Here is a 20,284-nt window from a genome sequence, read left to right as displayed (position 1 = left end):
CGTCACGCTCCGATCAGCTTGCGGGCGTGTTCGGCGAGGTGCTTCTTCTGGATCTTGGCGCTTGCCGTCATGCCGATCGCTTCGAAGCTCTCGACGATCCAGACGTGACGCGGCACCTTGAAGCCGGCCATGTTGGATTTCGCCCAGTCCATGATCTCCGCCGGTTCGGCCGTGGCGCCCTCCCTCAGGATGACGAAGGCGCCGGTCACCTCGACGAGGCGCTCGTCCGGCACCCCGACCACCGCTGCCTGGCGGATCGCCGCATGGCGATGCAGGACGTTCTCCACATCGGCCGGCGAGACGTTCTCGCCGCCGACGCGCACGATCTCCTTGACGCGGCCGAGGAAGGTCAGCCTGCCGTTCTCGTCCATCGCGCCGAGATCGCCGGTGGACAGCCAGCCGTCGGCCGAGAGCGCGGCCCGCGTTTCGGCGGGCTTGTCGAAATACTCCCGCATGACGCTCCAGCCGCGCACGAGGATTTCCCCCGGTTCGCCGCAAGCGGCATCCTCGCCGTCTTCCTTCGCGATGCGGACCTCGATGCCCGGTTGCGGCCGCATGGCGGCCGATATGCGGACGGCCTCCGGCTCCCACCAGCAGGATTGCGCGACGTTGGGTGCGGCTTCCGAAAGCCCGTAGCCGACGACGCATTCGCGCGCGCCGAGCTCGTCGATGACGCGGGCGACGATGGTCGGCGAGGCGGCAAGCCAGGCACCGCGCAGAACGAGGCGGCGCGCCGGGCGCTCGGGATGGCTGAGCAGCATCAGCGCCATCGTGTCGTTGCCGGAAAAATGCGTGCAGCGCTCGGCCTCCATCAGGCGCAGGGCCTCGCCCGGCTCGAACCGGTCCATGGAGACGAGCGTCGCCATGTGCTGGAGGCAGGAGAGGATGGACAGGGTCGTGCCCGCGACGTGGAAGAACGGCCGCGCGCTATGGAACCGGTCGCCGACGCGAAGGCCCATGCGATGACCGGAGACGAAGGCGTTGCCCAGCATGCTGCGCTGGGTGAGGAGAACGCCTTTCGGAAAGGATGTGGTGCCGGACGTATACTGGATGAGCAGTGCGTCGTCGGCCTCGCCCCGTGCCTGCGCGGGCGCGGTTCCGCTTGCAAGCAGGGCCTCCCACGCAATGGCCGCGGGCGGCACGTCATCTCCGATGACGATCAGTTGCTTGAGATCCGGAAGGGCGGGAGCGGGCAGCCGCTCGGTAAGCGCGGGGTCGATCTGCCGCAGCAGGTCGATGAAGTCGATCTTGAGGAACCGGTCGCAGAGGATGAGGCGCGAGACCTTCGACTGGGAAAGCGCATAGGCCATCTCGGCGGCGACGAAACGGGTGTTGATCGGCACGGCCACCGCGCCGAGCGAGCCGATCGCCAGAAAGATCGCCACCCAGCGGGTGGAATTGCCGAGGCAAAGGCCGATGTGCTCGCCTTTCCTCACGCCCTGCGCTGCCAGTCCGTCGCGGATGCGTGCGACCTCCGCGGCAAGCGCGGCGTAGGTCAGCCGCCCGTCCGCCGCGATGACGGCCTCGACATCGCCGGCAAGCGTTGCGGCCCGCGCGAGTGCGGCGGAGATCGTCGTTGCGCAGAGCGCGTCGATATCGAAGGGTGCGGCATTGTCAGAGATCATGGGTTTCCTTGCCTCCGACGCTGTTTGCGAAGCGGTTCAGGCCGTCGCGCCAGCCGCCGTCCGCCAGGCACCGTTCGATTGCGGCCATTTCGACGCGGATACCGTTGTTGAGGTCGGTTTCGCTGCCGAGATCCACCGCCTGCTTGGTCAGCGCCATGGCAAGCGGCGGCGCCGCGGCGATCGCCTCGGCGATGCCGGCGATGGTTTCGGCCAGGGCCTCCGCCGGCACGATGCGGGCGACGAGGCCAAGCTGGTAGGCCTCCTCGACCGGCATGGTGCGGCCGGTGAACAGGAGTTCCTTGGCCCGCATCTTGCCGATCGTGCGTTGCAGGCGCTGCGTTGCGCCGACCGTGCCCCATTGCGGCTCCGGGAAGCGGAAGGTCGTCTTCTCCGATGCGATCACGAAGTCGCAGCTCATCAGGATCTCGCCGCCGGAGCCGACCACAGGGCCTTGCGTTGCCGCGACCACCGGCTTGCGGCAGCGGGCGATGGCGTCGTAGGCAGCAAAGGAGGCGCGGCGCCGGGCGATCACCCAGGCCTCGTCCCGGCCGTTCCGCTCCTTCAGGTCCGCACCGGCGCAGAAGACGGGACCGTTTGCCGAAAGCACGACGGCGCGGATGTCGGCATCGGCATCGAGCGCCTCGAAAGTCTCCTTCAGCGCAAGGCACATCGGCAGGTTGAGGGCGTTGCGCGCTTCCGCGCGGTCGAGGACCACATGGGCGACACCCGCCTCGCGCCGCAGGAGAACCGGGGGTTTCGCTTTGCTCATCAGATCACTCCCTCATTCCTCAGCCGATCGATGGTCTCGGCCGCCATGCCCAACTCCCCGGCAAGCAGCGCCGCCGTGTCCGCACCGAGCGGCGGCGGACAGCCGATCGCAGGATCCTCGTAGCCCACAAAGCGCAGCGGCGTGCGCAAGGCGCGCACGGCGCCCTCCTCCGGGTGATCGAACGTACCGACGGCGCCGCGGGCCTCGCTGTGCGGGTCGCCCAGGATCTCGCGGACCGTATTCACCTCGCCGGCCGGCACGCCGCGGTCTCGCAGTGCCTCGGCGAGCGGTCCGCGGTCGCGCTGTGCGATCGCCTGCCGCATGCCCGCCATGACCCGTTCGCGGGCGGCGACGCGGGCCGCGTTCTTCCCCAAGGCCGCGTCGGCGGCAAGATCGTCGAGGCCGAGGACCCCGCAGATAGCGTCCCAGTGCTGGTCGCTGCCACTGATATGCAGCCATCCCCCATCGGCGCACCGGAACGCCGCGGAGGGAACACGGCCCGGATGCTCCGTTCCCGAGCGGCCGATGTCCTCGTCCAACGCAAAGAGGCGGGCGGCGGCAAGCGCAAGCAGGCTGGTCTGGACGTCCATCATCGACAAGTCGACATGGCATCCCCGGCCGCTGCGCCCGCGCCCGACCAGCCCCGTCAGGATCGCGATTGCGATCCACAGGCCCGATGTCATGTCCGAGACCGGAATGCCGGCCTTGGCAGGCGGCGCGTCGGGATGGCCGGTGAGATGCATGATGCCGGAGAGCGCCTGGAAGATCGTGTCGTAGCCATTGCGCAGGCGATAGGGTCCGGTCTGCCCGAAGCCGGTGTTCGAGACATAAACGAGGCCGGGATTGCGGCGGGAGAGGGCGTCGTAGCCGAGATTGAAGCGGTCCATCTCGCCGGGCAGGAAGTTCTCCAGAACGACGTCGTGCGTCTCCGCCAACCTGGCGGCGATCTCTTGCCCCTCGGGCGATTTCAGGTTCAGCGTCATGGATCGCTTGGCGCGGTTGAACGCGAAGAAATAGGCGCTTTCGCCGCGGGGCAGCCGTGGCTCGAACAGACGGGATTCATCGCCTGTGCCCGGCCGCTCGACCTTCGTCACCTCCGCGCCGAGCTCGGCAAGGATCTGCGTCGCCATGGGGCCGGCGAGAACGCGGGAAAAATCGAGGATGCGGATGCCTTCCAGCGGCTTCATCAGCACTCCTCCCGGAAGCTGCGCATCTGCGCGTTGACGGTGCGCCCGGCGGCCATAGCCTCGTCATAGGGGAGGTCGGCGACGCGGTAGTACAGCGACTTGACGGCGGCCATCGCCTTAGGATGGGCGTCAGCCCATTGACCGGCGATCTCCAGCGCCGCCTCGACGACCGCCTCCGGCGCGACGATCCGGTTGACGAGGCCGAGGGCGCGTGCCTCTTCTGCCCCGATGAGGCGGCCGAGGCTGACGATCTCGAAGGCGGCCTTGCGGCCAAGCGAGCGTTGCAGGCCGGTCATCACCAGTGCCGGCACGATGGAATGCTTCAGCTCGGGATAGCCGAATTTCAGGTCTGCGCCGGCGACCATCATGTCGCAACCGATCGCCAGTCCCGCGCCGCCGCCGACGGCCGCGCCGCGCACGGCCGAAACGACCGGTTTGGAAAGGCGCTGCATCATCGCCTGGGTCCGGCAGGTGAGGTCGGCGCGCTTTTCCACGAGGTCCTGGTTGGCCGGTGTCAGGGTGGAGAACTCTGCAAGGTCCGCTCCCGCGCAAAAGGCCCGCCCCGTCCCTGTCAGCACAATCGCCCGCACGGCCTCGTCGGCGTCTGCGGCGAGCATCGTGTCGTTCAGCGCCTGCGTCAGGGCGGTGTCGAGGGCATTCAGCTTGTCGGGCCGGTTGAGCGAGAGGATGCGGACCGGGCCGCGGTCTTCGCTGATGAGGATCGGTGAAGCGTCAGTCTGTGTCATGAAAAATCCTAGGCTGCCAGATGGCCGAAACCGGTGCGTGCCACCTTGCTCTGCAATTCGCGCCCAAGCGCCTCCTCGCATTGCAACGAGGCGGCCTGGAGCCGGTCGATGTCGATGCCGGTCGCAATGCCCTCGGCTTCGAAGAGATTGACGAGATCTTCCGTCGCCACATTGCCGGTGTAGCCGCCGCCATAGCGAATCTGGGTGGGGTGGCCGCCGACGCCGCCGATCGCGCTGTCGAACCAGCGGCAGCCGGCCTCGTAGGCGGCCATGCAGTTGGCGATGCCCGTGCCGCGCGTGTCGTGGAAATGGGCGATCGGCGTGACGTCGGGCACCTCGGCCATGGCGCGGGCAAAGAGGCGTCGCACGCTGCCGGGCGTGCCGTGACCGGTCGTATCGCAGATGGAGACATGGTGCACGCCGAGGTCGGAGAAGGCCTTCAGGTCGCCGATGACGGATGCCGGGTCAACCCGGCCTTCGAAGGGGCAGCCGAGCGCCATGGAGATCACGCCGATCAGGCGGAACCCGCCGCCCGCCAGCGCGACCATCTCGGCAATGTTGCGCCATTGCTGCTCGCGCGTCGTGCGCAGGTTCTTCTCGGTGTGCGCCTGTGTCGCCGACACGAGCAGGCTTATCTCCTCCGGGCCGTGGCCGGCTTCACGATCCTCGATTGCGCGCCTGACGGCATGAAGGTTGGGGCAGGTCGCCTTATAGGCCGTGCCTGGCCGGCGGCGGATGCCGGCGAGGACGCTGCTGGCATCGGCAAACGCTGGTACATGATGGGGGCTGCTGTAGCTCGTCGCTTCCACGCGTGGGAAACCGGCTTCAGAAATGGCGTCGATCAGGGCGATCTTGGTTTGCGTGGAAAGGTCTGTCGTTTCGTGCTGCAAGCCGTCCCTTGCAAAGCACTCGCAGATCGTCAGCGCGTCCGACATCTCGATCCTCCCGGTTTCCTTGGAGGTAGTGATGCGAAATTTAGTTCATATTGTCAACTAATATTCTGCCCATCCGTCTTCACTCCTCATCCAGTTCACGCAGATCCTCTTGAGACGCGCGGGTTTTGAGGTCGTGGAAATAGTGCGCGCTATTGCGTCCCACCCGTTGCAGGAGCTCGATCAAAATCTGCCGCTCGGCGTGGCTGAGGGTCGAGAGCATGTTCTCATTGCGCTCGAAGGCATCGGCCAGGACCGCTTCCGACAGATCGAGACCCTCCGGACTTAGTTTCAGGAGGATGCTGCGCCCGTCCTCGGGGTTTGCTGTCTTGAGGATGTAGCCGCGCTCGATCATCGACGAAACGGTCCGACTCATCTGGCTCTTCAGGAGTCCGCTGTGCTTTGCGAGCTCCTGTAGCGGCACTTCGCCGAGATATTTGAGGACGGCCAGCGCGCGCCATTCTCGGGCGGTAATGCCGTATTTCGGCCGGATCGAGAGCGCCGCGATGCGGGTGGACAGCCCGGCCAGCCGCTGTAGTTCGAAGGAGAACAGGTCCCGTATGTCCGGCTCGCTCTTCTGGGGCGCCAGGTGCCCACGAAAGAAATTGCCGTCGGAGCGATCCGTGAGGTGTTCGACTTTCTTATTCAAATGGTTGCTCCAAGCCGTTCCGCATGGGGATTCCACGCGCAGAAATTTAGTTGACAAGGTGAACAATATAGTTCATTCCATTAACTAGATTGGCACGCAGGGAGCGGAATGTCGATCATGCATTCGGGCTGTGGAGGATGGCTCCAGCCGAGCATCACCTGAGGAGGAACTTGGTAATGGCATCGTGTAATCGCGCATTCTTGACCATCGCCGCGACAGCGGGCGTGCTCTCCTTCACTGGCGCCGCTGCGGCGCAGGATGTCCTCACCGTCGCCGGCTTTGGCGGCAACCTTCAGACGGACCTACGCAAGACGATCTGGCAGCCTGCGGCCGATGCTGCAGGCATTGAATTGCGCGAGGAAACGCATGACGGGCTCGCCGCCGTGCGAGTCCAGGTCCAGTCCGGCTCCCCGACCTGGGATGTGGTGCATCTCGGCGCGGACGAATGCGCGGTCGGCGGCAAGGAGGGGCTTTTCGAGCCGCTCGACTACAACACGATCAGCACGAAGGGTTTTGACGCGCGCGGCTATGGCGAACATTGGATCGCGACCAACACCTATTCTGTCGTTCTGGCCTGGCGCACCGATGTCTACAAGGACAAGGCGCCGGCAAGCTGGCAGGATTTCTGGAATGTGGAGGCCTTTCCCGGCCGCCGTGCCCTCAGCACCTACCCGCAGGAAATGATGGAAATCGCGCTCATCGCTGATGGCGTCGACAAGGACAAGCTCTATCCGCTCGACACCGAGCGTGCGCTCGCGGCCCTCGAGAAGATCAAAGCCAATGTCGGCGTCTGGTGGTCGTCCGGAGCGCAATCCGCCCAGCTCCTCAAGGATGGCGAAGTCGACATGATGGCGATCTGGGGCAGCCGCGTGGCGTCAGTGATCGCGGACGGAGCGCCGGTCAAGTTCACCTACCAGGACGCGATCCTGGGTTACGGCTGCCTGGCGATCCTCAAGGGCGCGCCGAATGCGGCGAGCGCTCAGAAGTTCATCGCCGGCGTGGTGTCGCCGGACGTGCAGGCGCGCATTCCGGAAATGATGCCCTATTACGGTCCGACCAACAGCCTGGCCTTCGAGGTGAAGGCGTTTTCGCCGGAGGTGCTGGCGCAATCCAACATGTCGCCGGAAAACGTCAAGAAACAGACCTTCCTCGACGCCAACTGGTGGCGCGACAACAACGAGCTGGTTCGTGAGGACTACAGCCTGCTGATGTCGAACTGATCGAAAGAGCCGGGAGGACAGGATGCGCTCGGGCAGAGTCAACCTCCGCGAGGTCCACAAGGCCTATGGCAGCTTCAGGGCGCTCGATGGCGTCTCGCTGGATATCAAGGCGGGGGAGTTCCTGACGCTTCTCGGTCCTTCCGGTTCGGGAAAGACCACGCTTCTCAACGTCATCGCCGGCTTCGAGCGGCCCGATCTCGGCAGCTTGCTGGTCGATGACGTCGAATTCATCACGCGTCCGCCCCACAAGCGCGACCTTGGCATGGTGTTCCAGAACTATGCGCTGTTCCCGCATATGGACGTCTTCTCGAACGTCGCCTATCCGCTGAAGCTGCGAAAGGTGGACAGGTCCTCCATCCGCAAGAGGGTGATGGACGCGCTCGAGATCGTCCACATGCAGCACCTTGCCGACCGGCGGATCACCGCGCTGTCGGGCGGCCAGCGACAGCGTGTGGCGCTGGCGCGGGCCGTCGTCTTCGAACCGCGCCTGCTCTTAATGGACGAGCCGCTCTCCGCACTCGACAAAAACCTGCGCGAGCACATGCAGATCGAGCTCAAGCGGTTGCATAGGCAGCTCGGTATGACAACGATCTATGTCACGCACGACCAGCAGGAAGCCCTGACCATGTCGGACCGCATCGCGGTTCTCGACAAGGGAAAGATCATCCAGCTCGACGTGCCCGCGACGGTCTACGATCGCCCGAACTGCAAGTTCGTTGCCGGCTTCATGGGCGAGACGCGCTTCCTGCCCGTGGAGCGCCGCGATCAGTCCTATGTGCTCGACGGACGGCCGCTCCGGCTTGTCGATACGAGGGCCGTGACATCGACGGGAGAGGCCTGGCTCATGGTCCGCCCGGAGCGTCTGCGCTGGCAGGGCGATCCCGACCGCGACAACCGCATCGAGGGCAGGGTGCTCGATGTCGTCTATCGGGGGGACTGCAACCAGGTTTCCGTCTCGCTGCCCGGCGGGCATGAGGTCGCAATCCGCCACGCAGGGGCGGAACAGCAGCCCTTGCCGCAGCCTGGCGATACTCTTGCCCTGTGGCTGCCGGCGGAAGTGAGCCTCGTCATCGGGAGCGCCGCGCCATGACGCTTGCCATCGATGGAGCCCCCGCCATGCCGCTCAATCGCGCCATGCTCAAGAGCGCCAGGCGCCGGGAAGGGCGTATTTTCGGCGGGCTTGCCCTGCCGGCGCTGGTGCTCGTCACCTGCATTCTTCTCATTCCCTTCGCGTGGCTTGCCTGGCTTTCGTTGTTCGACGCCGCCGGCAATCTCACAAGCCAGAACTACGCCCGGCTGCTGCGGCCCGCCTATGTCAGCAGCTTCCTCACCACCTTCAAGGTCGCCGGCCTGGTGACGGCGCTCTGCGTGGTCTTCGGCTATCCGGTCGCCTACCTCCTGTCGCAGCTTTCCGCGCGCGCCGCGCAGATCCTCCTGGTGTTCGTCATCCTGCCGTTCTGGACTTCGGTGCTGGTGCGCACCTATGCCTGGCTGGTCCTGTTGCAGCGCAACGGCGTCATCAACGATTGGCTGCTTTCGGTGGGCGTGGTCGACGAACCGCTTGCGCTGGTGCACAATCTGACGGGCACGATCATCGGCATGGTGCATGTCATGCTGCCCTTCCTGATCCTGCCGCTCTATGCGTCCATGAAGGCAATCGACCCGGTGCTCCTGCGCGCGGCGGCCAATTGCGGCGCCTCGCCGAGCCAGGCGTTCCGACAGGTCTTCCTGCCGTTGTCGATGCCCGGCCTTGCCTCGGGCGGCGCACTGACCTTCGTGCTTTGCCTCGGTTTCTACCTGACGCCGGCTCTACTCGGCGGCGGACGTGTCGCCATGTGGTCCACGCAGATCGCCGATGCCGTCTCGAAATTCTCCAACTGGGGCGCGGCGAGCGCCCTCAGCGTGGCGCTGCTGGTGGTGACGGCCGTCGTTCTGTGGGGCGTGCGCAGGCTGACCGACGCCTTGAGCTTTTCCGCGGGGAAAATGTGATGCTGAACACGCCCGCCACCTCCACCCAGGTCACTCATGGCCAGCGCCTATGGCTCTATGCGACGGTTGCGCTCGTCATGGCCTTCTTGGTCATTCCCTGCATCCTCGTGATGCCGATGTCATTCTCGGACTCGCAATATCTCGAGTTTCCGCCACGCAGCCTCAGCCTGCGCTGGTACGAAGCCTTCTTCACGTCGCCGGAATGGATCCAGTCCGCCGTGGTCTCGCTCAAGGTGGCAGGCCTCACGACGGTGCTGGCCACCGTGCTGGGCACACTGGCCTCCTACGGGCTTTACAAGGCGACCAGCCTCTTCGCGCCCCTCACACGCGGCCTGCTGATGCTGCCGATGATGATCCCGCTGATCTTCGTCGCGATAGGCGTGTTCTTCGTCTACGCCCGCTTTGGGCTCAACAACACCATCACAGGCCTTGTTCTGGCGCATACAACGCTTGCTATCCCGTTCGTCATGATCGCCGTCGGCAACGGGCTGAAGAGTTTCGATCCCAATCTCGAACGCGCCGCCCGCAGCCTCGGGGCCTCTCCCGTGACGGCCTTTCTCAGCGTCACGCTGCCGCAGATCCGCATTTCGGTCTTCTCCGGAATGCTTTTCGCCTTCGTCACGTCCTTCGACGAGGTCGTCGTGTCGCTGTTTGTGTCGAGCGGCGCGAACTCGACGTTGACCAAGCGCATGTTCGCCAACATCCGCGATCAGGTCGATCCGACCGTCGCCGCCATATCGTCAATGCTGGTGGCGCTGTCGATCGTCGTCCTGATCGCTGCCCAGTTCGTGAAGCGCAAGGACGTGTGACGCCCATCCGATGCGCCCCGCATCACATTTCAGGAGGAAACCATGTACAATTCGCTGCGCATGCGCGACATCGCGTCCCAGATTCATCCGCAGACCAATCTTGCCGCCCATGAGACCGTCGGGCCGACAATCATGGCCCGCGGCGAAGGCGCCTATGTCTACGACGACGACGGCAAGCAATATATCGAGGGTATGTCCGGCCTCTGGTGCGCGGCGCTTGGCATGAGCGAGAAGCGCCTGGTCGATGCGGCGACGCGCCAGCTCAATACATTGCCCTACTACCAGAACTTTGCCCACCGCGCGACGGAGCCGGCGATCGAGCTTTCGGAGCGTCTCCTGAAGATCGCGCCAGTTCCGATGTCGAAGGTGCTCTTCCAGAGCTCCGGCTCGGAGGCGAACGACACCGCCGTCAAGCTCGCCTGGTACTATTTCCACGCCCAAGGCAAGCCGGAGAAGAAGAAGATCATCGCGCGCAACCGCGGCTATCACGGAACCTCGATTGGTTCGGCCAGCATCACCGGCCTGCCGCACTTACACCGCGAGTTCAACCTACCCCTGCCGGGCTTTCTGCATGTCACATGCCCTCATTTTTATCGCGAGGGCCGGCCGGGGGAGACGGAGGAGGACTTTTCCACGCGTCTTGCGGAGGAACTGGATGCGCTGATCTTGGCGGAGGGGCCGGATACGGTTGCGGCCTTCTTCGCCGAGCCGGCTATGGGCACGGGCGGCGTTGTCATTCCACCGAAAACCTATTTCGAAAAGATCCAAAAGGTCCTGAAGGAACATGACGTCCTCTTGGTGGCCGATGAGGTCATCACCGGCTTCGGGCGCACCGGCGCCTGGTGGGGAAGCCAGACCTTCGGGTTGGAGCCGGACATGATTACCTGCGCCAAGGCGCTGACCGCCGCCTATATGCCGCTCTCAGCTGTCCTGCTTTCCGAGCGGCTTTATGCCGGCATGAAGGCGCAAAGCGAGAAGATCGGCGTCTTCGGCCATGGTTACACCTACGGCGCACATCCTGTTGCATGCGCCGTCGGCGTCGAGGCGCTCAGGATCTACGAGGAGGATGGCATCATCGACGGTGTCGCGGCGCTCGGGGAGCGCATGGCCGAGGGCATGATGCCGCTTGCCGATCATCCGCTCGTCGGCGAGGTGCGCGGCGTCGGCCTGATGTGGGGGGTCGAGATCGTCCGCGACAAGCGGACGCGCGAAGCCTTTCCTGCCGAGATGCAGTTTGGCATAGGCATTCAGAACCGCGCCTTCGAGAACGGACTGGTCTGCCGTTCCCTCGGCACGGCGATCGCCTTCGCGCCGCCGCTCATCAGCACGCCGGAGCAGATCGATGCGGTCGTCTCCCGGTTCCGCGACGCTCTCGACAAGTCTCTTGACGCGTACCTCGCCGACGGCGGCCGGCTCGGCGACTGAAAGGAGGCCGTCGTGCTGGCGATCTATGACGAACGGCAGGCGCTGCACCGGCCCCTGACCCGCATCGCGGGCGGCGTGCTGAAACCCAATCTCGAGGTTCCCGAACGCATAGTGCTGCTGAGGGAGGGGTTGGCGCTGGCGGGTATCGATGTCGTCGCGCCTGCCGCCGCCGATACCAGTCTGATCGGTGCGGTGCATGACCCTGGCTACCTCGACTTCCTCGAGAACGGCTTTGCCGCTTGGCGCACTATCCCGGGCAATGGCCCGGAGCTGCGGTCCAGCATCCACCCGAACGTCTATATGACCCGGCGTCCCGACGATCTTCTCGGCCGTGCCGGCTTCTATCAGGCCGATGCCGGCTGCGTTCTGGTGGAAGGAACCTGGGAGGCCGCCCGGGCAAGCGCGCTGACGGCGCTTGATGCCGCGGCGCGCGTGCTTGAAGGCGAAGGTATGGTGTACGCCTTGTGCCGGCCGCCCGGCCATCATGCCTATCGCGACAAGGCCGGCGGCTTCTGCTATCTAAACAACTCCGCCCTTGCCGCCGAACGGGCGGTCCTGGCAGGACGGCGCGTCGCAATTCTCGACATTGATGTGCACCATGGCAACGGGACGCAGACGATGTTCTACGATCGCGGTGACGTCATGACGTTGTCAGTGCATGGAGACCCTGCCTCTCTCTACCCATATTACGCGGGTTATGCCGATGAATGTGGGCTCGGCGCGGGGGCCGGAAGGAACCGCAATTTTCCTCTTCCGCTCGGCAGCGACGGCGCGGGCTACCTGGCGGCGGTGCGGGCGGCGTGTGATGAAGTCCGACGGTTCGGCGCCGACTTCCTGGTCCTTGCCCTCGGCCTTGACGCGTCCGTGAACGATCCCTTCGCCTGTATGGGGGTGAACGACGAGGACTTTGCCCGCATAGCAGGGACTATCGCGGAGCTACGGGTCCCGACCGTCATCGTCCAGGAAGGAGGGTATGTTTCACCTCACCTCGCCGCTACGCTCGCGGCCTTCATTTCTGCCGTTTCCCAGTAACAGCCCATGGATTACGCCGCTTTGGCATTGCAAAATTCTTTTATCGCTATTGCGGAATTCTGACGGCAGCAGTTTGAATTCGTTGAGCAAGGAAAGTCGAATAACGTGTTGTCGGTTCAAATCCCTTCAAAGCGAAGAAGGTCGGGCGAACAGCGTCCCGCGCCAAATGCTAACGTGTCAGCGCTTCTGGCCGCGGTGGTGTTCCCAATTACTGCTCAGCAACTCGGTGACATGTTCAATGGTCTGTCTTCCGTCAGCCATGCAGCGGGCTGCAACCTCGCCCGCGCGTCGATAGCCTAGCTTGCGCTGCATTGCCCAAGAACGGTCGTTGCCCTTGAAATACCCATTAATAAGCCTCTTCAGGCCCAGATCGCGGAAAGCGAACGCGATCTTCGCTTGGAACGCCTCCGTTCCATAGCCAAACCCCTGATGGTTCCTCGTAATCCAAATCCCGCCGCCGCCCGTTTGTGTCTCCCAGTTTATCTTGTTCAGACTGACCCCTCCAATCAGCAGCCCATTCGATTTGAGTTCAACCGCGAACTCGTAAGCCGTCGGGCGCGGCCCTTTCTTGGTGATCTCCCCGCACCTTGTGATCCAGTCATGGGCATCAGAAATCAAATAAGGGTGAGGGATGAAAGCCATCCACTTCGCGAGGTCGAAATCGTTCAGGCTGAGAACGAGACGCTCAAGGTCCTTTTCGTCCCATGGCCGCAGGATAAGGCGCGCGGTTTCAATTTTCTTGGCCACAGCCCTGTGTCTCCACCTCTAGTGAGAAGAACTTCGGGAAAGCACAGCACATATCACGGCGATGATCGCCAGCGTGATCGCCAAGGAGAAGCCGCTTGCATGCCACCCGAACATCGCGATTGCCGGATTGCTCATGAATGGCGAGAGGAACTGGCCCAGAAAAACGGATCCAGTCAATAGCGCGCCTGTTTTGCCCCGCTCTTCTGGAACCGTCACTGCCAGCGACAGGGCGACAAACCCTGGTGCGGCAAGCGCGTAGCCTGCCCCTATGGCTGCACTTCCGATGAAGACCATGGAAACTCCATGGCCGCCAATGAGGATCGCAAAACCCACGGCCATAAGCCCGAAGCCGCAAGCCCAGTTGCCTGCATTTCCAAGTGCAGTCTGTACACGAGGATAAACGAGAGCGGCAGCGCCACCCGCAAGCATTAGTACTCCCAGCGCCGCGCCAGTCATGGCCGGTGAGGTATGACCCGTGTCGGCAAGGAAGAATGGCAGCTGCGTTGGCATGACGAAGAACAGCATCGTGAGCCCCATTTGGCCAATGGCAAGAAGCCGCACAGCTTGATGCGACCTCGGCGAACTGGAGTCAGAAGGCACGGACTGATCGTTCCTCGCGGCAGGTGGGTCGCTGATCACGCGCCAGAAAAATGGGAGTGCCAGAACTGGCAAAGCATAAACTGTAAAGGGCCATCTTGGTCCACCCAAGGCAAGCAGACCAGCCAGAATGATGAAGACAAAGCCGCCAAAGTTTCGTGCCGAGATCTGACCGCTGGACACTGCGTGGAGAGCCTTACCCGAGAAATAATCAGCCATCAGTGCGCTTTGGGCGGTCATGATCATGGCGAGTGCGACCCCTAAACACAGTCTACTGATCAAAATCAGCGGCAGAGTCGGCAAGATAAGGCCGGCGCTTCCAGCTAGGATAAACAGACTTAAGCCGAACAAGAGCATCCGCCGACGGCCGGATCGATCGGCAATCGCACCGCACAACGGAGCGACCAAGACGACTGCAAGGGACGGCGCTGGCACGAGAAGTCGGGTCAGGAATGCGTTGGTTTCGCTGGAAGCAAACTGTCTCTCCAGCCCAGGCAGGGCCGGGCTTATCGTAGCTGCCGTCATCACAGTGAGAGACGCCGCCATCATCAAGGCAATCGCGCGGTGATCTCGCCATATTGTCGGCTGTTCAGGGCCATTGATTTCCTGCATCAGGCTTGCCTCCATTGCATTTTCGATCGAGAGCAGACACTCTACAAGTTCAAGTCAACTTGAGGTCAAGCATGAAAACACTCGATATTGCGCAGGTCGTTGCCGCTAGTGGTCACCCGGCTTCCACGCTTCGCTATTATGAGGAACTTGGGCTGATCGAATCCGTCGGCCGGCGCGGCATGCGGCGCCAGTACGAGCGCGATGTCCTGAAAAGGCTGGCGCTTATTGCCATGGCGCGTTCGGCAGGCTTTTCATTGGACGAGACCGGCCCATTGTTTAGCGACAATAGCAGTGTCCTCATCCCTCGCGAAGAGTTGCACCTCAGGGCTGAAGAGTTGGTGCGCAAGGCGAGAGAAATGGAATCGCTTGCTGCCATCATGCGTCATGTTGCCGACTGCCCGGCTCCATCCCATCTGGAGTGTCCCAGCTTCCAAAAGTTGCTGCGCATTGGCCTCAAACATGAGTCACGCTCGCGTCGAAGACGACAATCAACAAGTGGGCGGAAGCTTGAGGGCCAAAGCAGCCATCTAACAAAGTAGGCGGAAGACGTCGCGGCTACCTTGCGACTCTGACGGCCGAAAGGACATGGATCGCTTCATGCCGATCCAGCCGAAGGTGTTTGATCTCGCCTTCCGGGAGATGGAAATCGACTTTACAAGCCGTGGGCGGTGCAACTGGGAAAACTACTTCAAATGGCACGGTCTGGGTCAGATGCCTTGTTGGAAATCGGGCGGTTGCTGAAGGATACCCGTAAAGGCCAGCAACTGACCCAGGAGCAGGTTGCCGACATGGCGGGGATATCGCGCCCCCGCTATCGCGAGATAGAGGCCGGTAGCAGTGCCGCGCGCACGACCACCTTGATCAACATCGGCCGCGCTCTCGGGCTTGAGCTAATGCTTATACCGCAGGCAATGGTTCCGGCCGTCGACGCGCTGCTCCGACCGCATGACGATCTCGACGATCTCCCGGCATTCATGGCTCGTGCAGATGGGGATGAGAATGCCTGACGCCTCATCCGATCCGAGATCCATCTCGTCGCTCGACGTGCTGCTGAACGATATGAAGGTCGGCACGATCGTCAGGACGCCTGGCGATTTCAACGCCTTCAGCTTCGAGGACAGCTATCGCGCATCGGGCGGCTTCCCAGTGCTCAGCCTGTCTTTTCGCGCAGCCACTGGCGGCTTGCGCAAGGACCCGAAACCCGTTGCCCGCGCTTTGCCCGCGTTCTTTGCAAATCTGCTCCCTGAAGACAAGCTGCGGGAAGCAATGGAAAAACACCACGCGGGGAGTGTCCGCGCCGGAAACGATTTCGACCTGCTCGTCGCGCTCGGTTCGGATCTGCCAGGCGCCGTCCGCGTCGTGCCGAGCGACGGGACGATTGCCCGTCTCGACAATCTGCCCGCTATAAAGCCGAAAGCCCGGTTTTCGCTCGCCGGCGTTCAGATGAAGCTTTCGGTCATCAAGAACACGGGGAAGGGCGGTGGACTGACGTTGCCGGTCGGCGACGAGCAGGGGGCCTATATCGCCAAGTTTCCCCCGGCGTGTCGGAAAACGAATATGCCAATCTTGCACTGGCTGAAGCGATTGGCATGGAGGTTCCGGAGCGTGAACTCGTCGAACAATCAGAGTTTGCAGGTATCCCGAAGGAGTTCGAGACGCTGTCGGACGGCAGAGTCCTGCTCGTCAAACGTTTCGATCGTGGCGCAGATGGCGAGCGGATCCATATCGAGGATTTCGCGCAGGTATTCGGCGTCTATCCTTCGCGGAAATACGAAGGAACTGCATATCATGATATCGCTGCAGCCCTGAACGTCGCCGTTTCGTCCGACGCTGCGCTCGAGTTCGTCCGCCGATTGGCTCTGGCTGCCATAACCGGCAATGGTGACATGCACCTGAAAAACTGGTCGTTGATCTATCGCGGAGCGGGCGACAGACCGGAGTTTGCGCCTGTCTACGACGTGCTGTCGACAATCCCTTACATCCCAGCCAATGCAATGGCGCTGTCGCTTGCCGGCGAGCGCCCCTTCAAGGCGTTGAGTGCGCAACGATGGAAAGCCTTCGCCAATCGCGCGCGCTTGCCGGAAGCGGCCGTGCTTAAAGCGGTGGTCGATACGGTCGAGCGTGTCAATAAGGTCTGGTGGTCGCTGCCGGAACGTACTGTCGCTCCAGCGAAGGTTCTCGAGCGTATCGATACGCATGTAAGGCTGATGACGCCGATCCTTGGCACGTGCGCGGAGTGAAGCCATCCGGCCGAATGGAGCCCGCGCCCGATAGTCAATAATAAGGTGCGAATGTAATCCCGCATCTGTCATGACACGGCGTGCCGAGGCTAAGACCTCCTCAATCCGCAACGCAACCAGGCTATCGGCAGATGACCGACGCTTCGACTTTGCAAGCTGAAAGGCGATCTCATGCGCTTAGGGTGCAGGTCATGGCGCCTCTGCGGCGAAAGTGTGAGGAAAGCACCGGCCGCCAACTTCAAGACGAGCGTGACCCTTTCCAGACTGGGGCGCTCCGTCGTCGGCAGGTGTGAAGACGGTGTAGACCGCTGCGATCTCCGACCTGGGGCTTGCGTCTCCGAGGGTGGCTCGTCGCGCTTAGGCGCTACTCCGTTAGTTGCGATATGTCGGCAACGACAACGCACATCACCCCATCCGTGTCGTGAGTGAGCCGGGCCTCCCCCTTGAGCTCGGCGGCGAGGAGGCGCTCGACCAGCGTCGTCCCGAACCCTTTGCGGGTTGGCGCTGTAACTTCAGGTCCTCCGGTCTCTTGCCACGTTAGGCTTAAGAGCGGGCTTACTGCGGGATCGTACTGCCACATAAGCGAAACGCGCCCGCCAGGTACGGAAAGCGCCCCGTATTTCGCCGCATTCGTCGCCAGTTCGTGAAGCGCCAGCGAGATTGAAATAGCCGCTTTGGGTGGCAGCGGCACTGGCGGACCACTCACGTGAAATACTTCGGCTGGGTATGGCGACGTGGCTTGCGTTACGACGGCTCGAAGGTCGGCCTTTTGCCAGTCTCCTTGGACCAGGAGGTCCTGAGCACGAGTGAGCGATTGAACCCGGTTCGTGAACGCGTCGACATCGTCCCGATTTGACTTATCCCGGCCGAGGGTCTGCCTCGCGATTGCGATGACGGTCGCAAGGCTATTCTTTACCCTATGGTGCATCTCGTTCACGAGAACCGTCTGAAGACGCTCAGCGTCCTTCCTGGCCGTTATGTCGTGCGCGAGCTTTGAAGCGCCAATGACACGTCCGCTCGCGTCGTGAATTGGCGAAACGCTAAGCAGTACCTCGACTGGCCGACCATCTTCGCGCAGGCGAACGGTCTCATATGGTTCCACGATCCGCCCCGCCCTGATCCGTCGGAGTATCGTCGGTTCCTCGTCCTTGCGATCCTCTGGCACCAGCATAAGGACAGATTTTCCGACAGCTTCGGACTCCGAATAGCCGTAGAGCTTCTCGGCCGCCGCGTTCCAGCTCGTTATCTTCATGTCCAGATCGATTCCGAGGATCGCGTCATTCGAGGAAGCGATCATGGAGGCGAGATGTTTCTCGGCGTTTTGCGCGAGACGACGCTCGCCGATGTCGATCGAAATCGCTACGGCTTGGGATATCCTCCCCTGCGCGTCTCGGATGGCGGACACGGAATTCGATACCCACACCAGGCTGCCGTCGCCACGAACATAGCGCTTCTCGATCTCGAAACTCTCCCCGGTTTCGGCGAGGCGCGTGAAAAGGCGCTTGTTCTCCGGCAGGTCGTCGGGAAACGTCATGTCCTGCATGCGCATGCCGATAGCCTCTTCCCGGGAACGGCCGACGATCTCGCAGTACCTGTCGTTTACGCTTACCAGGTGTCCGGAAAGCTCTCCAAGGGCGATGCCAGCGGCGGACTGTGCGAAAATTGCCCGAAGGCGCTCCTCGCTCTCGCGGACCTGGGCATCTGCCTTCACGCGCTCCGTTGTCTCGTTGACAATGCAGAAGACACCGCGGACGACACGATCACGGTCGCGAATGGGGGAATATGAGATGTCGAAGTAGACTGTCTCGGGATATCCGTGGCGCTCGATGTAGAACGGCCTGTCCTTCGCGGAAACGGTCTCTCCCTCCTGGAGGACGCGGTTTAGAAGGGGCTCGAGATCATCCCAGAGTTCCGTCCAGTATTCACGCGCGGGCCGCCCGAAGGCGTGCGGGTGTTTGTCACCGATCGTGGGCGCGTAGATGTCGTTGTACAGGGCAACGTACTCGGGACCCCAGAACATGACGATCTGCGCGTCCGAGGGAAACATGATGTCGATCGCCCAATGAAGACAGTCCGGCCATCCATCCTTGGGGCCAAGTGGGCTCGAAGACCAGTCTACCGTATCGAGGAGCGTCTCCACCGGAACTGCTGGCGGCGGCTGCATATCGTGACCCAGTCTCGTGTTCCCCATACAAATGCCCAATCTTCCTCGCGCGGGCGCGGGATGTCGGAGAAACTATAGCAAGTCTCTGAGACGGCAAGGGATCGGAAGGATAGTCAAAGCTTACAGGTAAAAAATCGTCTCGGATTGGCCAACCGGGACTGTCGGAACTGAACCCACGCGCTAGTTTGCGCATTGTGCCCGCAATCATCCGTGGAACGATTGAATATGAGCAATGACAAAGTCGGCGACGCGCGCGATGCAGGCGACAGGCTTATCGCCGCGCAGTTGTCGGAAGATCCGTTTGCGGCGGCATTCAAAGCAACGCGGATGCCGATGCTGATCACCGATCCACATCAGGAAGACAATCCGATCATCTTCTCCAATCTGGCGTTCTCCGAACTGACCGGTTATTCGCAGGAAGAACTTATCGGTCGGAATTGCCGCCTCTTGCAGGGGCCGGAAACAAACAAGGAAGCAGTCGCTAAACTGCGCGAAGCGGTTCATGGCGAACACGACGTTTCGGTCGATATCTTGAATTATCGAAAGGACGGCAGCACCTTCTGGAACGCCCTTTTTGTCAGCCCCGTGCGCAACGAAGGCGGTGAGGTGATGTACTTCTTCGCCTCCCAACTGGATTTTACCGACATCAAGAGCAGCCAAGCCAAGCTCGCCAGGGCCCGTCACCAAGCGGAGGAAGAGGTCGCGCGTCGGACGGCGGACCTCACCGAGGCGCTCCGCGTAAAGACAGCGCTTGTTCACGAGGTCGATCACCGGGTCAAAAACAACCTTGCGACGATCGCGTCGATAATGAAGCTCCAGTCACGTCTTTCGACAGACGAGAGTGTGAAGCGAACCGTCCAAGGGATGCTGAGCCGCGTCGAAGCCCTGAGTACAGTCCAGCGCAAACTTCTAAACGACGACGAGATCGGTCACTTCGATGTCGCCGATTTTGCCCGTGATCTGGTGCACGACGTCGTTGGCGCGCTGAAGCGGGACGACATCAAGCTGACCACAGACCTGCATGAGGTTGTCGTTCCCGCGACAAAGGCGTCGCCGCTTGCGCTCATTATCAACGAACTGCTGGGCGACGCGGTGCGACGCGGCCTTAGCGATGGTGGTGGCGAGATCCATCTGGAGGTCCGTCGGCTCAATGGCCACTTCCTCATTCGCCTGACAGATACGGTCACACCCGTCGAAGTCGACGTGGAGGAAGCGGCGTTCGCGGCCGCGATGCTTGATGCATCGATACGGCAACTCCGCGCGAAAATGGAACGAAAAGTCGAAGGGCGAATGACGGACGTCCGAGTCACGCTATTGGTCGACAGATAAAGGAAGCAAGGCTTGAAAGTGCTTATTGTCGAAGATGAGGTCCTCCTCGCGATGGAACTCGAGAGCGAGGTGGTAGCCAGTGGCTGCGAGGTCGTGGGATCGGCCGCCGACAGCAAAGAGGCGATGTCATTGATCGGGTCCGCCCACCCGGATTTCGCGTTTGTAGTGACCTGCCCCTGAGAATTTCCTCCAGATTGGATTAGAGTTCGGCC

The 20,284-nt window shown here is 62.4% G+C and carries 19 protein-coding genes and 2 pseudogenes; 12 read left to right on the top strand and 9 right to left on the bottom strand.

Annotated elements, in window-relative coordinates; genetic code table 11:
- Positions 1 to 2: 2 nt before the first annotated feature.
- From Q9316_RS23865 to Q9316_RS23840, 6 genes are all read right to left on the bottom strand, one after another.
- Positions 3 to 1,625: an AMP-binding protein gene (locus tag Q9316_RS23865; protein WP_306036294.1), complete on the bottom strand. Its 1,623-nt coding sequence runs from the start codon at positions 1,623 to 1,625 to the stop codon at positions 3 to 5.
- The gene (locus Q9316_RS23860; protein WP_306036293.1) at positions 1,615 to 2,394 is read right to left on the bottom strand and encodes an enoyl-CoA hydratase/isomerase family protein; all 780 of its coding nucleotides are present in this window, start codon (positions 2,392 to 2,394) and stop codon (positions 1,615 to 1,617) included. The genes Q9316_RS23865 and Q9316_RS23860 overlap by 11 nt, the downstream gene beginning before the upstream one ends.
- The gene (locus Q9316_RS23855) at positions 2,394 to 3,581 is read right to left on the bottom strand and encodes a CaiB/BaiF CoA transferase family protein (RefSeq protein WP_306036292.1); all 1,188 of its coding nucleotides are present in this window, start codon (positions 3,579 to 3,581) and stop codon (positions 2,394 to 2,396) included. The genes Q9316_RS23860 and Q9316_RS23855 overlap by 1 nt, the downstream gene beginning before the upstream one ends.
- On the bottom strand, positions 3,581 to 4,327 hold the full coding sequence (locus Q9316_RS23850) for an enoyl-CoA hydratase/isomerase family protein (RefSeq protein WP_306036291.1): 747 nt from the start codon (positions 4,325 to 4,327) through the stop codon (positions 3,581 to 3,583). The genes Q9316_RS23855 and Q9316_RS23850 overlap by 1 nt, the downstream gene beginning before the upstream one ends.
- Positions 4,328 to 4,335: 8 nt before the next feature.
- A complete protein-coding gene (locus Q9316_RS23845) occupies positions 4,336 to 5,262 on the bottom strand; it encodes a hydroxymethylglutaryl-CoA lyase (protein ID WP_306036290.1) in 927 nt (308 codons plus the stop codon).
- Between the two features lie 79 nt (positions 5,263 to 5,341).
- The gene (locus Q9316_RS23840; RefSeq protein WP_306036289.1) at positions 5,342 to 5,908 is read right to left on the bottom strand and encodes a MarR family winged helix-turn-helix transcriptional regulator; all 567 of its coding nucleotides are present in this window, start codon (positions 5,906 to 5,908) and stop codon (positions 5,342 to 5,344) included.
- A gap of 176 nt (positions 5,909 to 6,084) precedes the next feature.
- Between Q9316_RS23840 and Q9316_RS23835 the strand changes: the two genes are divergently transcribed.
- The 6 genes from Q9316_RS23835 to Q9316_RS23810 are packed head-to-tail and all read left to right on the top strand — an operon-like array spanning position 6,085 to position 12,383.
- On the top strand, positions 6,085 to 7,128 hold the full coding sequence (locus Q9316_RS23835; protein ID WP_306036288.1) for an ABC transporter substrate-binding protein: 1,044 nt from the start codon (positions 6,085 to 6,087) through the stop codon (positions 7,126 to 7,128).
- 22 nt (positions 7,129 to 7,150) lie between these two features.
- Positions 7,151 to 8,218 (top strand): ABC transporter ATP-binding protein, encoded by a 1,068-nt coding sequence (locus Q9316_RS23830; RefSeq protein WP_306036287.1) that lies wholly within the window; start codon positions 7,151 to 7,153, stop codon positions 8,216 to 8,218.
- Positions 8,215 to 9,117: an ABC transporter permease gene (locus Q9316_RS23825; protein WP_371878081.1), complete on the top strand. Its 903-nt coding sequence runs from the start codon at positions 8,215 to 8,217 to the stop codon at positions 9,115 to 9,117. The genes Q9316_RS23830 and Q9316_RS23825 overlap by 4 nt, the downstream gene beginning before the upstream one ends.
- Positions 9,117 to 9,926: an ABC transporter permease gene (locus Q9316_RS23820; protein WP_306036286.1), complete on the top strand. Its 810-nt coding sequence runs from the start codon at positions 9,117 to 9,119 to the stop codon at positions 9,924 to 9,926. The genes Q9316_RS23825 and Q9316_RS23820 overlap by 1 nt, the downstream gene beginning before the upstream one ends.
- Positions 9,927 to 9,968: 42 nt before the next feature.
- On the top strand, positions 9,969 to 11,351 hold the full coding sequence (locus tag Q9316_RS23815; RefSeq protein WP_306036285.1) for an aminotransferase: 1,383 nt from the start codon (positions 9,969 to 9,971) through the stop codon (positions 11,349 to 11,351).
- A gap of 12 nt (positions 11,352 to 11,363) precedes the next feature.
- The gene (locus Q9316_RS23810; RefSeq protein ID WP_306036284.1) at positions 11,364 to 12,383 is read left to right on the top strand and encodes a histone deacetylase family protein; all 1,020 of its coding nucleotides are present in this window, start codon (positions 11,364 to 11,366) and stop codon (positions 12,381 to 12,383) included.
- 177 nt (positions 12,384 to 12,560) lie between these two features.
- On the opposite strand, the gene Q9316_RS23805 is transcribed toward Q9316_RS23810, so the two are convergent.
- A complete protein-coding gene (locus Q9316_RS23805) occupies positions 12,561 to 13,130 on the bottom strand; it encodes a GNAT family N-acetyltransferase (RefSeq protein ID WP_306036283.1) in 570 nt (189 codons plus the stop codon).
- 18 nt (positions 13,131 to 13,148) lie between these two features.
- Positions 13,149 to 14,339: an MFS transporter gene (locus tag Q9316_RS23800; RefSeq protein WP_306036282.1), complete on the bottom strand. Its 1,191-nt coding sequence runs from the start codon at positions 14,337 to 14,339 to the stop codon at positions 13,149 to 13,151.
- A 71-nt stretch (positions 14,340 to 14,410) separates the two neighbouring features.
- On the opposite strand from Q9316_RS23800, the gene Q9316_RS23795 reads away from it, so the two are divergent.
- The 4 genes and pseudogenes from Q9316_RS23795 to Q9316_RS23780 all read left to right on the top strand — a co-directional run bounded on the left by Q9316_RS23795 (position 14,411) and on the right by Q9316_RS23780 (position 16,579).
- Positions 14,411 to 14,878, top strand: coding sequence for a helix-turn-helix domain-containing protein (locus tag Q9316_RS23795; protein WP_306036281.1), 468 nt, complete (start codon positions 14,411 to 14,413; stop codon positions 14,876 to 14,878).
- Between the two features lie 46 nt (positions 14,879 to 14,924).
- Positions 14,925 to 15,080: a hypothetical protein gene (locus tag Q9316_RS23790; RefSeq protein WP_306036386.1), complete on the top strand. Its 156-nt coding sequence runs from the start codon at positions 14,925 to 14,927 to the stop codon at positions 15,078 to 15,080.
- Complete coding sequence (locus Q9316_RS23785; protein WP_306036280.1) at positions 15,032 to 15,346, top strand: helix-turn-helix domain-containing protein; 315 nt, start codon at positions 15,032 to 15,034, stop codon at positions 15,344 to 15,346. Before Q9316_RS23790 ends, Q9316_RS23785 begins: the two co-directional genes overlap by 49 nt.
- A pseudogene (locus Q9316_RS23780) lies at positions 15,339 to 16,579 on the top strand (type II toxin-antitoxin system HipA family toxin). The gene Q9316_RS23785 and the pseudogene Q9316_RS23780 overlap by 8 nt, the downstream one beginning before the upstream one ends.
- A 364-nt stretch (positions 16,580 to 16,943) precedes the next feature.
- Here the strand turns inward: Q9316_RS23780 and Q9316_RS23775 are convergent.
- A complete protein-coding gene (locus tag Q9316_RS23775) occupies positions 16,944 to 18,743 on the bottom strand; it encodes a sensor histidine kinase (protein ID WP_306036279.1) in 1,800 nt (599 codons plus the stop codon).
- Between the two features lie 225 nt (positions 18,744 to 18,968).
- Between Q9316_RS23775 and Q9316_RS23770 the strand changes: the two genes are divergently transcribed.
- Positions 18,969 to 20,072 (top strand): PAS domain-containing protein, encoded by a 1,104-nt coding sequence (locus Q9316_RS23770; protein ID WP_306036278.1) that lies wholly within the window; start codon positions 18,969 to 18,971, stop codon positions 20,070 to 20,072.
- A 12-nt stretch (positions 20,073 to 20,084) separates the two neighbouring features.
- Positions 20,085 to 20,237 (top strand): annotated as a pseudogene (locus Q9316_RS23765) (response regulator); the annotation flags it as partial.
- Positions 20,238 to 20,284: the final 47 nt, after the last annotated feature.

The sequence above is a fragment of the Shinella zoogloeoides genome (assembly GCF_030733845.1).
In the GTDB taxonomy this organism is placed as follows: domain Bacteria; phylum Pseudomonadota; class Alphaproteobacteria; order Rhizobiales; family Rhizobiaceae; genus Shinella; species Shinella zoogloeoides_C.
The sequence above is the reverse complement of the archived record's forward strand: the minus strand, read 5'-3'. Positions and strand labels throughout refer to the sequence as shown.

Bases quoted from the DNA above. Each gene is read 5' to 3' on its own strand.
- Q9316_RS23865 (WP_306036294.1), bottom strand. From the start codon at position 1,625: ATGATCTCTGACAATGCCGCACCCTTCGATATCGACGCGCTCTGCGCA.
- Q9316_RS23860 (WP_306036293.1), bottom strand. From the start codon at position 2,394: ATGAGCAAAGCGAAACCCCCGGTTCTCCTGCGGCGCGAGGCGGGTGTC.
- Q9316_RS23855 (WP_306036292.1), bottom strand. From the start codon at position 3,581: ATGAAGCCGCTGGAAGGCATCCGCATCCTCGATTTTTCCCGCGTTCTC.
- Q9316_RS23850 (WP_306036291.1), bottom strand. From the start codon at position 4,327: ATGACACAGACTGACGCTTCACCGATCCTCATCAGCGAAGACCGCGGC.
- Q9316_RS23845 (WP_306036290.1), bottom strand. From the start codon at position 5,262: ATGTCGGACGCGCTGACGATCTGCGAGTGCTTTGCAAGGGACGGCTTG.
- Q9316_RS23835 (WP_306036288.1), top strand. From the start codon at position 6,085: ATGGCATCGTGTAATCGCGCATTCTTGACCATCGCCGCGACAGCGGGC.
- Q9316_RS23830 (WP_306036287.1), top strand. From the start codon at position 7,151: ATGCGCTCGGGCAGAGTCAACCTCCGCGAGGTCCACAAGGCCTATGGC.
- Q9316_RS23825 (WP_371878081.1), top strand. From the start codon at position 8,215: ATGACGCTTGCCATCGATGGAGCCCCCGCCATGCCGCTCAATCGCGCC.
- Q9316_RS23820 (WP_306036286.1), top strand. From the start codon at position 9,117: ATGCTGAACACGCCCGCCACCTCCACCCAGGTCACTCATGGCCAGCGC.
- Q9316_RS23815 (WP_306036285.1), top strand. From the start codon at position 9,969: ATGTACAATTCGCTGCGCATGCGCGACATCGCGTCCCAGATTCATCCG.
- Q9316_RS23800 (WP_306036282.1), bottom strand. From the start codon at position 14,339: ATGCAGGAAATCAATGGCCCTGAACAGCCGACAATATGGCGAGATCAC.
- Q9316_RS23795 (WP_306036281.1), top strand. From the start codon at position 14,411: ATGAAAACACTCGATATTGCGCAGGTCGTTGCCGCTAGTGGTCACCCG.
- Q9316_RS23790 (WP_306036386.1), top strand. From the start codon at position 14,925: ATGGATCGCTTCATGCCGATCCAGCCGAAGGTGTTTGATCTCGCCTTC.
- Q9316_RS23785 (WP_306036280.1), top strand. From the start codon at position 15,032: ATGGCACGGTCTGGGTCAGATGCCTTGTTGGAAATCGGGCGGTTGCTG.
- Q9316_RS23775 (WP_306036279.1), bottom strand. From the start codon at position 18,743: ATGCAGCCGCCGCCAGCAGTTCCGGTGGAGACGCTCCTCGATACGGTA.
- Q9316_RS23770 (WP_306036278.1), top strand. From the start codon at position 18,969: ATGAGCAATGACAAAGTCGGCGACGCGCGCGATGCAGGCGACAGGCTT.